Source organism: Mycobacterium sp. PO1, assembly GCF_017312405.1.
Classification (GTDB): domain Bacteria; phylum Actinomycetota; class Actinomycetes; order Mycobacteriales; family Mycobacteriaceae; genus Mycobacterium.
In genome coordinates this window covers 1-13,221 of sequence record NZ_BLTG01000037.1, presented here as the reverse complement: position 1 = coordinate 13,221, position 13,221 = coordinate 1, and the positions used below count along the sequence as shown (strand labels likewise).

Annotated in this window: 15 protein-coding genes and 1 pseudogene; 8 read left to right on the top strand and 8 right to left on the bottom strand. The window is 68.3% G+C overall.

From position 1 onward, the window contains the following. Positions 1–281 precede the first annotated feature (281 nt). Complete coding sequence (locus J3476_RS14640) at positions 282–704, top strand: lipoprotein LpqH (RefSeq protein WP_207067163.1); 423 nt, start codon at positions 282–284, stop codon at positions 702–704. A gap of 3 nt (positions 705–707) precedes the next feature. Here J3476_RS14640 and J3476_RS14635 read toward each other — a convergent pair whose 3' ends face one another. The 4 genes from J3476_RS14635 to J3476_RS14620 form a co-directional block, all read right to left on the bottom strand. Beyond that, positions 708–1,460: a L,D-transpeptidase family protein gene (locus J3476_RS14635; protein WP_207067165.1), complete on the bottom strand. Its 753-nt coding sequence runs from the start codon at positions 1,458–1,460 to the stop codon at positions 708–710. A 150-nt stretch (positions 1,461–1,610) separates the two neighbouring features. Beyond that, entirely contained in the window at positions 1,611–2,234 is a 624-nt protein-coding gene (locus J3476_RS14630; protein WP_207067162.1) for a Pr6Pr family membrane protein, read from the bottom strand. A gap of 43 nt (positions 2,235–2,277) precedes the next feature. Next, the gene (locus J3476_RS14625) at positions 2,278–3,603 is read right to left on the bottom strand and encodes a hypothetical protein (RefSeq protein ID WP_207067161.1); all 1,326 of its coding nucleotides are present in this window, start codon (positions 3,601–3,603) and stop codon (positions 2,278–2,280) included. 113 nt (positions 3,604–3,716) lie between these two features. After that, positions 3,717–4,667, bottom strand: coding sequence for a threonine/serine dehydratase (locus J3476_RS14620; RefSeq protein ID WP_207067160.1), 951 nt, complete (start codon positions 4,665–4,667; stop codon positions 3,717–3,719). Between the two features lie 41 nt (positions 4,668–4,708). Here J3476_RS14620 and J3476_RS14615 point away from each other — a divergent pair, with 41 nt between their 5' ends. Both J3476_RS14615 and speB read left to right on the top strand, forming a co-directional pair. Further along, on the top strand, positions 4,709–5,131 hold the full coding sequence (locus J3476_RS14615) for a thioesterase family protein (protein WP_207067159.1): 423 nt from the start codon (positions 4,709–4,711) through the stop codon (positions 5,129–5,131). Positions 5,132–5,147: 16 nt separating this feature from the next. Continuing rightward, complete coding sequence (gene speB / locus J3476_RS14610; protein ID WP_286183064.1) at positions 5,148–6,188, top strand: agmatinase; 1,041 nt, start codon at positions 5,148–5,150, stop codon at positions 6,186–6,188. Between the two features lie 129 nt (positions 6,189–6,317). On the opposite strand, the gene J3476_RS14605 is transcribed toward speB, so the two are convergent. Next, positions 6,318–7,202, bottom strand: coding sequence for a cyclopropane mycolic acid synthase family methyltransferase (locus J3476_RS14605; RefSeq protein ID WP_286183062.1), 885 nt, complete (start codon positions 7,200–7,202; stop codon positions 6,318–6,320). Between the two features lie 384 nt (positions 7,203–7,586). Between J3476_RS14605 and J3476_RS14600 the strand changes: the two genes are divergently transcribed. The 5 genes from J3476_RS14600 (at position 7,587) to J3476_RS14580 (ending at position 11,474) form a co-directional block, all read left to right on the top strand. Beyond that, the gene (locus tag J3476_RS14600; RefSeq protein WP_207067157.1) at positions 7,587–7,808 is read left to right on the top strand and encodes a hypothetical protein; all 222 of its coding nucleotides are present in this window, start codon (positions 7,587–7,589) and stop codon (positions 7,806–7,808) included. 55 nt (positions 7,809–7,863) lie between these two features. Continuing rightward, the gene (locus tag J3476_RS14595) at positions 7,864–9,030 is read left to right on the top strand and encodes a serine hydrolase (RefSeq protein WP_286183068.1); all 1,167 of its coding nucleotides are present in this window, start codon (positions 7,864–7,866) and stop codon (positions 9,028–9,030) included. Positions 9,031–9,201: 171 nt separating this feature from the next. Further along, positions 9,202–9,654: an SRPBCC family protein gene (locus J3476_RS14590; RefSeq protein ID WP_207067155.1), complete on the top strand. Its 453-nt coding sequence runs from the start codon at positions 9,202–9,204 to the stop codon at positions 9,652–9,654. A gap of 87 nt (positions 9,655–9,741) precedes the next feature. After that, a complete protein-coding gene (locus J3476_RS14585) occupies positions 9,742–10,143 on the top strand; it encodes a hypothetical protein (RefSeq protein WP_207067154.1) in 402 nt (133 codons plus the stop codon). A gap of 17 nt (positions 10,144–10,160) precedes the next feature. Next, a complete protein-coding gene (locus tag J3476_RS14580; RefSeq protein WP_207067153.1) occupies positions 10,161–11,474 on the top strand; it encodes a cytochrome P450 in 1,314 nt (437 codons plus the stop codon). A gap of 215 nt (positions 11,475–11,689) precedes the next feature. On the opposite strand, the gene J3476_RS14575 is transcribed toward J3476_RS14580, so the two are convergent. The 3 genes and pseudogenes from J3476_RS14575 to J3476_RS14565 form a co-directional block, all read right to left on the bottom strand. Further along, on the bottom strand, positions 11,690–12,142 hold the full coding sequence (locus J3476_RS14575) for a hypothetical protein (RefSeq protein WP_207067152.1): 453 nt from the start codon (positions 12,140–12,142) through the stop codon (positions 11,690–11,692). 104 nt (positions 12,143–12,246) lie between these two features. Continuing rightward, complete coding sequence (locus J3476_RS14570; protein WP_207067151.1) at positions 12,247–12,642, bottom strand: hypothetical protein; 396 nt, start codon at positions 12,640–12,642, stop codon at positions 12,247–12,249. A gap of 59 nt (positions 12,643–12,701) precedes the next feature. Further along, positions 12,702–13,221, bottom strand: a pseudogene (locus J3476_RS14565) (glycosyltransferase); the annotation flags it as partial.

Genomic DNA, 13,221 nt, shown 5'->3' with positions numbered 1-13,221 from the left:
CACACCGGGGCCGATCAGGCCGTTTACACCCTTATCGCGACAGTCCCCACGGCTGACTAATCACGCGTGGTGGCAGGCCGTGATGGTGCATTGAGCCCCGGGTAACTGAGCCGGGACGACCGAGCCTGGAGGCGTCAAGCGCGCGCTGATGGCCCGATCGAGGGCGCTGGGCGCGCGCTGATGGCCGATAGAGGGCGCTGGGCGCGTGCTGCTGCCGATAGAGGGCGCTGGGCGCGCATTTCTGGCCGGTCGAGAGGGTCGAGCGCATAGAGTCTGTCGCCATGAGGATCCGAGAGGTCGCAGGCGTCGCGGGTGCCGGGATCGCCGTGCTGGGGATCGCCGCGTGTTCGGCGCCCGAACCGGCGCTGGGTGGCACCACTGCAACGGTCAGCATCGACGGCAATGACTCCGGCGTCCGCGCCGTGCGCTGCCACCAGACCGGCCCCACGTGGTACATCGAGACACCCGACCAGGACAGCGGTTTCACCGCTGTCCTGCAGACCGGCAGCGACATCTCGGCGTCCTCGGTGAACTTCCGTGACCTCGAAGGATTCACCGGCTCCTTCTGGAACGACAACATCGGCGACGCGCGGGTCAGTGGCCGCGACGGACGCTACGTCATCACCGGCACCGCGGACGGCTCGTTTGCCGACGAACCGGGCAACGCCGTCTCCGCGAACTTCCGGATCGAAGCGGCCTGCTGACGGTCAAGCCTGGACGATGATCGGGTCGCCGACCTGCACAGTGTCGAAGTACCAGGCGGCGTTGTCCGGGCTGAGGTTGATGCAGCCGTGACTGACGTTGGCGTATCCCTGCGAACCGACCGACCACGGCGCCGAGTGGACATACACGCCGCCCCACGTCACCCGCACCGCATATTCGCCGTCGATGAGGTATCCCTCGGGGTCGTCGAGCGGTATGCCGATGGTCCGGGAGTCGAACGTGACGTACCGCTCCTTGCCGAGTGCGGTGAAGGATCCGGTCGGAGTCGGGAATTTCGGCTTGCCCATCGACGCCGGCATCTCGCGCGCGACCTCGCCGTCGATGCTGACGGTGAAGGTGTGCGCGTCGATGTCGGCGACGCTGACCACTGAGGCTCCGGTCTCGAAGCTGCTTTTCAGCCCGTTGACCGAAACGGTGATCGGGGTGTGTGCGGGAAAGAACTCGGTCGGGGTGAACTCGACGACGTCGTCGTCGAGCCACGTGAACGATCCCGGCGTCGCGGGCGCGCCGACCGGGCGAACCGTGATCGACGACTCGGCGGCCGAGCGGTCGGCCACCGGTTCGGTGAACGTGACCGTGACCGGGTGCGCCACGCCGACGGTCTGACCGGGCTGGGGCGACACACCGGACACGGGCCCCGGCTGGGTCGAGCCGGCGGACGCGGTGACGACGGGCAGCGCGGTCGACAGGGTGCTCATCACAGTCAGCGCACCGATCACCGCGGCCAGGTGACGCATGCTCACTCGACGTCGGAGAGTGTGCTGCGGGTGGGTGCTCAACACGTTGCCATCCTAGTTCGTGGCGCCGACCCGCTGACGAAAACGCAGGTCGGGCGACTGATCGAAAAGTGTCTCGGTGCGTTTATCGGATCGGGCATCGTCGACGTTTCACACCGCACCGCGGTGTGACGCGACAGCAGACCGGTGTATCGCCAGCAACGCGTACCCCAGGGCGAGCACGCAGGCGGCGAGTGCGCCGACGTTGACGGCGACCGCGGCGGCCCCGACTGTCGCCGGATCCAGGAAGAAATACGGTGCCCGCCTACCCGCGGTATTGAGGACGAGCAGCGCAAGCACCAGGTAGGCGCTCGGATAGATGAGCCACACCAGCGGCTGCCACCATGTCACGCGCGCGACTCCGCGCCCGACCAGCATCCAGTCGGCCAGCGCAAGCACGGGAACCACGACGTGCAACAGAAAATTCGCGACCGTGTACCCCATGCTGTGGCCGGTCAGAAAGAGATTCCAGATCAGCCCAGCCGTCACCACATAGAGGACGATTGCGCCGCGCAAGCCGACTCGCCTCTCTGCGCGTGGGTAGACCAGCGTCCACAGGTAGTAGCCCGCCGCCAACAGGTTGGCCTGATAGGTGAACGTGATCAGGCGCCACCACAGGCCCCAGCGTGAGGTTGTCGCCACCACGAGCACCGCCGCCACGACCGAGCAGACGATGCCCAACCGCAGCACGAACCGCGTCGTCGTGGGACCTGGGGGTGAGACGGCTCCGATCACCTCACCGAGAGTATTGGCAGTGACGCCGGTTTGCGGCCACGCGCTATTGCGGTGGCAGTGGGGCGCCAGGTGGGGCGGGAACCGGTGCGGGGGGCGGCGGTGCGGCGTCGTCGTTACCGATCCCGGCCAGCCGGTCGCGGATGCGCTGCATGAGCCCAGGCTCCCGTTCGGGCACCGGCGGAGGGATCATTTCCGGCGGCGTCGCGGACGGGACAGGCGCCAGGGGCGGTTCGGCCGGAGGCTGGGCGACCGGCAATTCCACCGGGGCGGCCTCGAAGACGGGGGCCGACTCTGAACCGGGTGCTGACCCTGGGGCGGGCGCCGGCTCGACAGCGGGCGGCGCCTCACCGATCGGTGCGGCGGCTTCACCGATCTGCCCGGCAGCTTCGACGATCGGTGCAGCCTCGGCGATCGGTGCGGAATCGACCGCCTCGCCGGACGACGGCGGGCGCAGCTGCGGGGCGGGCGCGGTGACCGGTGGACGCTCCACCGGCGCGGCACCGGTGAGAGCCGCGGACGTCTGAGCCGACGGACGGATCGCCTCGGCCGACGCGGCGTCCGTGGCGGTGAACTGCAGTGCCAGCGCAGCCGACGCCGACGCGACGAACGCAACAGTGCCCGCGGCCAGCATGGCCGCAGGGGTTGCCGGGTGAAGCGAACGGGACCGCCGTGTCGACCTGCCGGCCTCGCCGGGATGGAGTTGGTCCCACATCCCCAGGTCGGTAGCCGGTGCGCCGGCGAGGGCAGCGCCGCGGGCCAGAGCCAGGGCCGCCTCGGCGGGCACGAGCACCGGAATTCTCAGTGCATCCTGCAGTGCGGGCGCCAGCCCGTCCAGGTCCTCTGCCGATCCCACCAGCACGAGCGCATCAGGTGTCCGATCCGCCTTGGTGAACACGATGCTCAGCCAGTCGCTCAAGTCGTCTTCGGTGACCGCGCTGTGGTTGACCGCGGTCTGCACCGCGCCGTCGGCGGAATTCACCACCAGCGCGACGAGTTGACCCGGTTCGACCAGGCAGACGGCGGTCGTCGAGTACCCCGCATCGTGGGCGACTTCGCGCGCCAGCGCATCGGTGGCCGCCGGCAGGCGCACCTCGATGATGTTCACAAGACAGGATTCGGCCAGCGTGTCGACCAGCGCGGCTGCATCGGCACGGGCCTCGTCGCTCCACGTCACGTTGATCGACCGCACGCGGCGACCCCGTCCGGCGAGCAGTTGTTCCGCCCGCCGCACCGCGGCGACCGCTTCGATCGGGTTCCGCTCCGCGCTCGTCGGACGAATTTCCCACGTCTCGCGGCCGTCGACCGACCCGTCCAGGACGGCCACACCGATCGCTGACGGCGTCACGGACAGGCCCAGTACTGCGTTCACCACATACTCCTTCACGGCGTCCACAGCGCAGCCTTCCGGCGGACCGTGCGACGCGATCCCGGTGACCCTACCCGGGCCCGGGGTCTCATTGCACACCTGTCAAACGAGCGGGCTCAGCCGGCCAGGATCTGTCCGAGCATCTCGGGCGCGACGTTCCCGCCGGACAGGATCACCACGGCCGGTCCGCCGGGTGCGGCAACCTTGCGATAACCGGCGAGTGCCACCGCGCCGCTGGGCTCCGCGACCAGGCGGGCCCGGAACGCCAATTCACGTACACCGGAGCGGATTTCAGCCTCGGAGACCGTGATGATCTCGTCGAGCACGTTCTGCAGGTGCGCGAATGTCAGTTCCGACGGTTGTGAGCGCAGGCCGTCGGCGATCGTCCGGTTCCGGTCGGTGATGGGCCAGTTCACGCGCCGGCCCTGGGCCAGTCCCTCGGCGGTGTCGGCAGCCAGTTCGGGTTCCACCCCGATCACCACGGCCTCCGGGCACAGGGCCTTGATCGCGGTACCGATGCCGGAGGCCAGTCCCCCGCCGCTGACGGGCACGAACACCGTGCGCACCTCGGGCAGGTCCTCGGCGATCTCGAGCCCGATCGTGCCCTGACCGGCGATGACGCGGGGATGGTCGAACGGCGGGATCATCACCGCACCGGTCTCCGCGGCCACCTCCTCGGCGACGATCTCTCGTTGTCCGGCGGCACACAGCACGACCCTGGCGCCGTGCCGCCGCGTCGCGTCGATTTTCACCGCCGGGGTCTCCTCGGGCATCACGATGTGCGCAGGCAACCCGTACACCGCCGCGGCGTAGGCCACTGCCTGGGCGTGATTGCCGCTCGAATACGCGACCACGCCGCTCACCGGGTCGGGACCGGCGACCAGTGCCCCGATCGCATTGAACGCGCCGCGGACTTTGAAGGCGCCGATGGGCTGCAGACTCTCCGGCTTCACCCACAGCGGGCGATCGGGATCGCCCCACGAAGCCTCCAGCAGCGGCGTGCGCACCACATGGCCCGCCACCTGCCGGGCCGCGTTCCGGATGTCATCGATCGTGACCAGTTCCACGGTGGCATTCTCGCCTGCGCCCGGGCGCTAGGGTCATCCAGGTGCGCACGTTCTCGCTGCCCGTGGTCCCGCGCTACGCCGAGATCGACCAGCAGGGCGTGGTGTTCAACGGCCACTATCTGACCTGGTTCGACGAGGCGTGCACCGGCTACCTCGACCACATCGGGGTGACGTACCCGCAGCTGATGTCCGCGGGCTACGACTTCCAGGTGGTGCACAGCGAGATCGACTTCGTGGCCTCGGTGCGCTGGCGCGACGAAGTGCGTGTCACCGCGGAGTGCGCCCGGGTCGGCACGACGAGTTTCACGATCGGCTTCACCGTGCTGAGAGCGTCGGACGGATCCGAGGAGCGCGTCGCGGTGCGCGGTCACAACGTCTACGTCGTGGTCTCCACCGAGGGCTGGACCAAACGCCCGTTGCCGGCGCACCTGCGCACCGCATTGACCGGCCACGCGGGCGGCTGACCGGTACGGTCAGACGATGGGCCATGATCACGGTCATCGTCGCGAACTGCCGCCGGGAATGATCGAACAGCTCGAGCTGGCCTACGCCGGGGTGGCGTCATTCGGACACCGCCCGTTCCTCACCGAGGCCGACCAGCTGGACGCCTGGCGGCCCGACGTGGCCATCGTGGGAGCGCCGTTCGACATCGCGACCACCAATCGGCCCGGAGCGCGCTTCGGGCCGCGCGCGATCCGTGCTACCGCCTATGAACCAGGCACCTATCACATGGACCTCGGTCTGGAGATCTTCGACTGGCTCGAGGTCGTCGACTTCGGTGATGCCTACTGTCCCCACGGGCAGACCGAGGTCTCCCATGCCAACATCCGCGAACGCGTGCACGCGATCGCCTCGCGGGGCATCGTTCCGGTGATCCTCGGCGGCGACCATTCGATCACGTGGCCGGCCGCCACCGCGGTGGCCGACGTCCACGGCTACGGCAACGTGGGCATCGTCCACTTCGACGCCCACGCCGACACCGCCGACGAGATCGAGGGCAACCTGGCGTCACACGGCACGCCGATGCGGCGGCTGATCGAGTCGGGTGCGGTGCCAGGTTCGCACTTCGTACAGGTCGGGCTGCGCGGTTACTGGCCTCCGCAGGACACGTTCGAGTGGATGCTCGAGCAACGCATGACGTGGCACACGATGCAGGAGATCTGGGAGCGCGGCTTCAAGGAGGTCATGCGCGACGCCGTCGCCGAGGCGCTCGCGAAGGCCGACAAGCTGTACGTCTCCGTCGATATCGACGTGCTCGATCCGGCCCACGCGCCGGGTACCGGCACCCCGGAGCCGGGCGGCATCACCAGCGCAGACCTGCTACGGATGGTGCGGCAACTCTGCCTCGAGCACGACGTCGTCGGAGTCGACGTGGTCGAGGTGGCCCCCGCCTACGACCACGCCGAACTGACGGTCAACGCCGCCCACCGGGTGGTCTTCGAGGCGCTCGCCGGAATGGCGGCCCGCCGTCGCGACGCCGGCGGCGGCGAGCCGGGCCAGCCGGCCCGTTCCTACCGGTAGAGCCCGCTGCCCCACCTTGGGCGGCTCAGTCCAACCGGTAGCGTCTGCTGCCCGCACGTTCGCCGGCCCGTTCCTACCGATGGGGCCCCTGCCCCAGCCCGTCCTGGTGCGGCCGGGTCGCCCGGCGACTCAGCTCTTGGCGAGGGTGAACTGACAGATGTCCGTGTAGCCGACCCGGAACAGATCGGCACAGCCGGTCAGATACTTCATGTAGCGGTCGTAGACCTCGCGGGACTGGATGTGCACCGCGTCGTCCTCGCGTTTCTGCAGTGCCTCGGCCCAGATGTCGAGTGTCTTGGCGTAGTGCTCGCGGAGCCGCTGTTCGCGGGTCAGCCGGAACCCGGCCTTTTCGGCGTGCTCAGTGACGGTGGTCGGCTTGGGCAGGTCACCACCCGGGAAGATCTCGTCCATGATGAACTTCGAGAACCGCACCAAGCTCATCGTCAGCTTCAGGCCGCGGTCGGCGAACTCCTGATCGGTGGGCTTGATGATGGTGTGCAACAACATGACGCCGTCGTCGGGTAGTACCCGGTGGGCCATCTTGAAGAACTCGTCGTAACGGTCACGGCCGAAGTGCTCGAACGCGCCGATCGAGACGATGCGGTCGACGGGCTCGTCGAACTGCTCCCAGCCCTGCAGCAAGACCTTCTTCGAACGGGGGCTGCTCGACTCGTCAAAGCGCTTCTGGACGTGGGCTTTCTGATTGCGGCTCAACGTGAGGCCGACGACGTTGACGTCATACTTCTCGACGGCGCGCATCAGGGTGGTGCCCCAACCGCAGCCGATGTCGAGCAGGGTCATGCCCGGCTGCAGCCCCAGCTTTCCGAGCGACAGGTCGATCTTGGCGATCTGGGCCTCTTCGAGCGTCATGTCGTCGCGCTCGAAATATGCGCAGCTGTAGGTCTGCGTGGGATCGAGAAACAGCCGGTAGAAGTCGTCGGACAAGTCGTAGTGCGACTGGACGTCCTCGAAATGGGGTTGCAGCCCCGGGGCGCCGTTCGTTGTATCTGGCAAAGTGCACGCCTTCAGGATTCTGGGATCTGGTGTTGTCCGCCGGCCCCGCCCGGGTTCGAGGGCCGGTCTTGTCGTCATGGCAGTTTACGCACAGTACCCGACAGTCACCTGGACCAGTCAATCTTCCTGACCAGCAGACCAGCAACGTAGCGCGCCGACCGCCCGGGACCCTCGCGGGCCGAACCGGGCCACGGGTAGCCGCACGGTGGAGGTCATCGCGAGGTCCGACCACCCGGTCAACGGCGTGCCGCGTGAATGCCGTGCTGAACCGCGTGTCGAGACACCCGGCGGGCAGCGCGACAGCCGGGCGCGCGAGTGGGTACCCGGCCGGGCGCGCCTATCGTGGAGGCGCACACCCGTCACTGATCGCTGGGAGGAACGCTGATGACGACACCTGACCGCAGCCAATTCGGTGACGCCCCGGAGGCGCCCGAAGCTGATGTGGCCGAGCAGCGCACTCCGATCGACGACTCCGATCCGCAGTCGTGGCCCGACGCCGAGCGTGTCTCAGCCGACCGGGACTGGCAGGCCAATGAAGCCGATCTGATCGAGCAGTCGATGGACGTGCCGGACGACCCGGACTACGACGCCGACTTCGACCGCTGACGCCGGGACCATCTGCGGCCGGCGGGTTACCGGGACGAATACTGTGAACGCGATGATCCTTCGCGTGCTGTCTGTTGTCTGCACGGTGTTGTTGACCGTGGTGGGTTGCGCGGGGCCGGTCGAGGAACCGCTGCCCGAGACGACCTCGCAGGCGAGTCCTGCGCCTGCGGCGACGATGCCCGCCGACGTCACGAACCGCCTCGACGCGGCCGTCGAGCGGGTGATGACCGAGGCCGGCGTTCCCGGCGCCATTGTCGGGATCTGGGGTCCGGGCGGGGATTACGTCCGGGCGTTCGGAGTGGCCGACAAGAAGACGCGAGCGCCGATGAAGACGGGTTTCTACAGCCGGATCGGCAGTCTGACGAAGACGTTCACCGTCACCGCGCTGTTGCAACTGGCCGACCAGGGTCGGGTGGGCCTGGAGGACACGATCGCCGATTACGTGCCGGACGTGCCCGACGGCGACGTCATCACGCTGCGGCAACTCGCCGGCATGCGCAGCGGCCTGGCCAACTATTCGGCAAATCCTCGGTTCCAGCAGGCGTTGTTCGCCGACCCGCAGCGTTCCTTCACCCCCGAGGAACTGCTCGGTTACGCCTTCTCCCAGCCGGCCGCGTTCGCTCCCGGGCAGGGCGTCGAGTACAGCAACACCAACACCGTGCTGTTGGGGCTGGTGGTCGAGCAGGTCGGTGGCCGGCCGCTCGGCGAGTACATGGGCCACCACATCCTCGAACCTCTGGGGATGTCCCAGACCAGCTTTCCGTCCGGCAGCGCCTTCCCCGACCCGCACGCCGAGGGCTACACGACACAGACCCCCGATGGCGGCGAAACGACCGCAACGGAGTGGAATCCATCGTGGGCGTGGGCGGCCGGGGCGATGATCTCCACGCTCGACGACCTGCGGATCTGGGCGCCCGCCCTCGCGACCGGAAAGCTGCTGACCCGTCAGATGCAGGAGCAGCGGCTGCAGACGGTGGGGTTTCCCGGGCAGAGCCCGCCGGACGGCTACGGGCTCGGCCTGTTCAATCTGGGCGGGTGGATCGGTCACAACGGCAGCCTGCCGGGCTATCAGACCGTCGCGGTGTACCTGCCTGCCGCACAGACCACGCTCGTCATTCTCATCAACACCGACATCCCGTTCGAGGGGACGGATCCGGGCACATTGCTGGCGACCGCGATCACCACGGAACTGACTCCCGAGCACGTCTACCGCATCGGGTGAGGTGGGCAAGGCCGGGACTGATCAGAACGCGGTGCGGTGATGTGGTTGTGCGGAGAGCTGTGACGGTGACGAGGGTGGCCCCGCGACGGACGGAACAGGCCCCGTCACGGACGGAACAGACCTCCTCACGGAACAGACTCCGTCACGAACGGAACAGAAAGGAGTGCGGTGATGCGGGGAGCCGTCACGGTGACGATGACAGCGCCGGCCGAGCAGATCTGGGAGGTGATCACCGACATCCGCAACATCGGTCGGTACTCGCCGGAAACGTTCGAGGCCGAGTGGCTCGACGGTGCGACCGGCCCGACGCTCGGCGCGAAGTTCCGCGGGCATGTGCGGCGCAACGAGATCGGACCGGTGTATTGGACGACGTGCCGCGTGACGGCCTGTGAACCCGGCCGGGAATTCGGGTTCGAGGTCCTTGTCGGCGATCGGGCAGTGAACAATTGGCATTACCGGCTGACACCCGCGCAAGGGTCCACCGCCGTCACCGAGTCGTTCCATCTCAACGCCAGTCCGCTCGTCTCGCTGTACTCGATATTCGGCGGCCAACTCCGGCGGCGCCGCAACCTGCGCGACATGCGTAAGACGCTGGAGCGGATCAAGGCGGTCGTGGAAGCGTGACCGCCGGTATGGCCGAGCAATCGTGACCCCACCCTGACGGATCTCCCGAGGCGGTTGGTGGGGTGATCGCGCGGGTATTTCGCCGACGTGAGCGACAACGGTGAAGACAACGGAACCGTCGATGCCGTCGGCAAGGTGACCGAGGCGCTCGAGTTCGTCGAGCGCGCGCGGGGGCATCTCTACTCGTTCCATCAGCTGATCGGCCACGCCGACCTGCTGCTGGGCGAAGCGTCCGACGCGCTGCGGGACGCGGGCCACGCGGACGCGGCAGAGCGCATCGAAACGGAACTGATCGGGCACAACGTGATCCAGGGACGGTGGACCTTCCAGGTGGTCGAGGAATTCGATGACACCTACTGGTCGCTGTTCCGGGACCACGAGCGCCGGTTGCGCGACGAGCTGACCGACGGCGCGCGTCACCTGCATGAGGCGCGGCTGAAGGAAAAGCGCCGCACCCACGGCAGAAAGGGGCATGAAGCGGCGCCGTGAGGCTACGCTGGGGCTGCATGAGTTCGAGTACAGACTCGCGACCAGGCTCGCAGGCAGGACCTCTCGTCCGCCCCAACGGAGTGGCGCCGCCGGCGGTGCCGTTGGCCGAGATCGATCTTGGTTCGTGGGACTTCTGGGGATTCGACGACGACTACCGTGACGGCGCGTTCACGACCCTGCGCCGCGAAGCACCGGTGTCGTTTCACGAGTCCTACGTGGTCGACAACGACACCCCGGTTGCAGGCCACTGGGCGGTCACCCGGCACGACGACGTCTTCTATGCCAGCCGCCACCCGGAGTTGTTCAGCTCGGCGTTGGGCATCACCGTCGGGGACCAGACGCCGGAACTGGCGGAGTACTTCGGCTCGATGATCGCGATGGACGATCCCCGCCACACCCGGTTGCGCAACATCGTGCGCAGCGCGTTCACCCCGCGCGTGCTGGCCCTGATCGAGGATTCGGTGCGGGTGCGGGCCCGTCGGCTGGTCGACGAGATGGTGACCGCGCATCCCGACGGCAGTGGCGAGATCGTCGGAGACTTCGCCGGCCCGTTGCCGCTGCAGATCATCTGCGACATGATGGGCATTCCCGAGGCCGATCACCAGCGCGTCTTTCACTGGACGAACGTCATCCTCGGCTTCGGTGATCCGGACATCGCAACCGACTTCGATGAATTCGCTTCGGTGGCAATGGCGATCGGCGCGTATGCGACGGACCTGGCCGATGCCCGTCGAGACTCCCCCGCCGAGGACCTCACCACCGCCCTCGTGCAGGCAGAACTCGACGGGGAACGACTGACGTCCGCCGAGGTGGCCTCCTTTTTCATCCTGTTGGTCGTGGCCGGGAACGAGACCACCCGCAATGCGATCAGCCACGGCGTGTTGGCGCTGAGCCGCTATCCCGAGCAGCGCGACATCTGGTGGTCCGACTATGCCGGGATGGCGCCGACTGCGGTGGAGGAAATCGTGCGGTGGGCATCGCCGGTGGCCTATATGCGTCGAACCGCCACGCGCGACGTCGAATTGGGTGGAGCGCGCATCGCCGAGGGCGACAAGGTCACCCTGTGGTACGGCTCGGCCAACCGCGACGAATCGAAGTTCGCCGACCCCTGGTTGTTCGACGTACGACGCCATCCCAACCCGCACGTCGGATTCGGTGGCGGCGGTGCACATTTCTGTCTCGGCGCGAATCTGGCACGCCGGGAGATCACCGTCGCGTTCGAGGAGTTGCATCGGCGCGTCCCCGACATCCACGCCGTCGAGGAACCGGACCGGTTGCACTCGGCATTCATCCACGGCATCAAGAGGTTGCCGGTGACCTGGTCGCCGTAGCGGTGAAGCCGGTGATTCTCTCGCGACGCCGCGCGGGCGGGTGGGTGAGTCTCGAGCGCGGTCGGCGCGGCTGAACCATGGACGCGGTCGGCGCGGCTGCACCATGGCCGCGGTCAGCGCGGCTGCACCATGGCCGCGGTCAGCGCGGCTGCACCATGGCCGCGGTCAGCGCGGCTGAAACATGGCCGCGGTCAGCGCGGCTGAAGCCCGAGCGATCAGCGCGCTGTGGTGTCCCGATGAGTGGGAGCGTCGACGGTCGAGTCGCCGGCGGTGTCCGTGGTCAGGTCAGTCCCGCCGTCTTTACGTGTCCCGTCCGACTTCACCCGCGGATCCAGCTTGTCGGCGTGCGCGCGCCGGCTCGCCAAGTCGTCCTGCGAACTGCTCAGCGCATCGCGGCGAGTCGAGGCGGTGTCGGCCAGGCGGGCGGCCTCGGCGGCCTTGGCCTCGGCTTCGGCCTGGGCGGCACGCGCTTTGGCTTCGGCCTCCTCCACCAGCGAGGCCTGTCGGTTGACGCGGGCACTGTCGTGCTCCACCTCGGCGCGCAACTGATCGGCCTGCTCCTGCTTGCGCCGGTTTCCGGCCTTACGGGTGAGGAACACGACCACCGCGATGATGACGATCGCGGCGACCGCCGCGATCACGATCCACAGCACACTGTTGCTATCCATGCCGGCTCCTCGGGTCACGGAGGTCGGTCAGATGTGCCGACCCCATCCATTGCCTCGACCGCACGGATGCCCGAGGGGGCCACGCGTTAAACCGCGGGTGCTGGTCACAGCGTCGCGGTGAGGGGGCCGTTCTCGGAGCAGACCTTCTGGGGCGGGTTGCCCGTCGCTGCGCACCCGCGACCCGTGGCGGTGTACGTCGCGCCGGGGCGGTACGGCTGGAAGAACACCTGCGCCGGGACGATTCCCGAGCCCTGCGCGCACCGGCCCGGGCTCGACTCGCCGTCCATCGCAATGCACGCGACAGTCTGGAAGGTCACCGCACCCTCGCAGGCGCCGGTGTCCACCGTCGCGGTCACCATGTCGACACCGGCGACGTTGACCACGGTGGGGGAGGTCAGCGAGTACGTGCACCCCGCCGGCTCGGGCTCGGCGGCCGCCACGGCCACCGACGAACCCAGGGAAACCAGGACCAGCACCCCCACTGCGCACGCGCGAAGCATGCACTGGATGGTAAGGCACCGGGACGGGGCGGCCACCGGGAAGCGGCGCAATTGCTCTGCTAAGACGCCCCGAGCGCGGTCAGCATGCCCTGGGCTGAGCGTGGCCAGCTGAACTGCTCGGCCCGCTGTCGCGCGCTGTGTCTGCGCTGGGGTTCGGGCCGGCTCATCACCGTGGTGACCGCGTGGGCGACGGCGCGCGCGGTCACCACGGTGATGAGCCGGCCCGAACCCCAGNNCCACCGCGGGCGTGCCGCATGCCAGCGCTTCGAGCGCGGCCAGGCCGAACGTCTCGTGAGGGCCGGGTGCGAGTGCGACGTCGGCGCTGGCCAGAATTCCCGCCACGGTGTCGCGGCACCCGACGTATCCGAGGAAGTCGACAGGCAGACGACCGGCCTGCCGTTGCAGCCTGGCGCGCAGCGGTCCCTCCCCCACCACGACCAACCGGGCGTCCACCCCCTCCTCACGCACGGTGGCAACGGTGTCGATGCTGCGGTGCGCGTGTTTCTCCACCGACAGCCGCCCGCAGTGCACCAGCAGCCCCTGGTCCGGGCCGGCCCAGCGGCCCCGCAACTCCGAGGA

Excerpts from the sequence above, each read along its gene's own strand:
- J3476_RS14640 (WP_207067163.1), top strand. The coding sequence starts at position 282 with ATGAGGATCCGAGAGGTCGCAGGCGTCGCGGGTGCCGGGATCGCCGTG.
- J3476_RS14635 (WP_207067165.1), bottom strand. The coding sequence starts at position 1,460 with ATGCGTCACCTGGCCGCGGTGATCGGTGCGCTGACTGTGATGAGCACC.
- speB (WP_286183064.1), top strand. The coding sequence starts at position 5,148 with ATGGGCCATGATCACGGTCATCGTCGCGAACTGCCGCCGGGAATGATC.
- J3476_RS14600 (WP_207067157.1), top strand. The coding sequence starts at position 7,587 with ATGACGACACCTGACCGCAGCCAATTCGGTGACGCCCCGGAGGCGCCC.
- J3476_RS14590 (WP_207067155.1), top strand. The coding sequence starts at position 9,202 with ATGCGGGGAGCCGTCACGGTGACGATGACAGCGCCGGCCGAGCAGATC.
- J3476_RS14580 (WP_207067153.1), top strand. The coding sequence starts at position 10,161 with ATGAGTTCGAGTACAGACTCGCGACCAGGCTCGCAGGCAGGACCTCTC.
- J3476_RS14575 (WP_207067152.1), bottom strand. The coding sequence starts at position 12,142 with ATGGATAGCAACAGTGTGCTGTGGATCGTGATCGCGGCGGTCGCCGCG.
- J3476_RS14570 (WP_207067151.1), bottom strand. The coding sequence starts at position 12,642 with ATGCTTCGCGCGTGCGCAGTGGGGGTGCTGGTCCTGGTTTCCCTGGGT.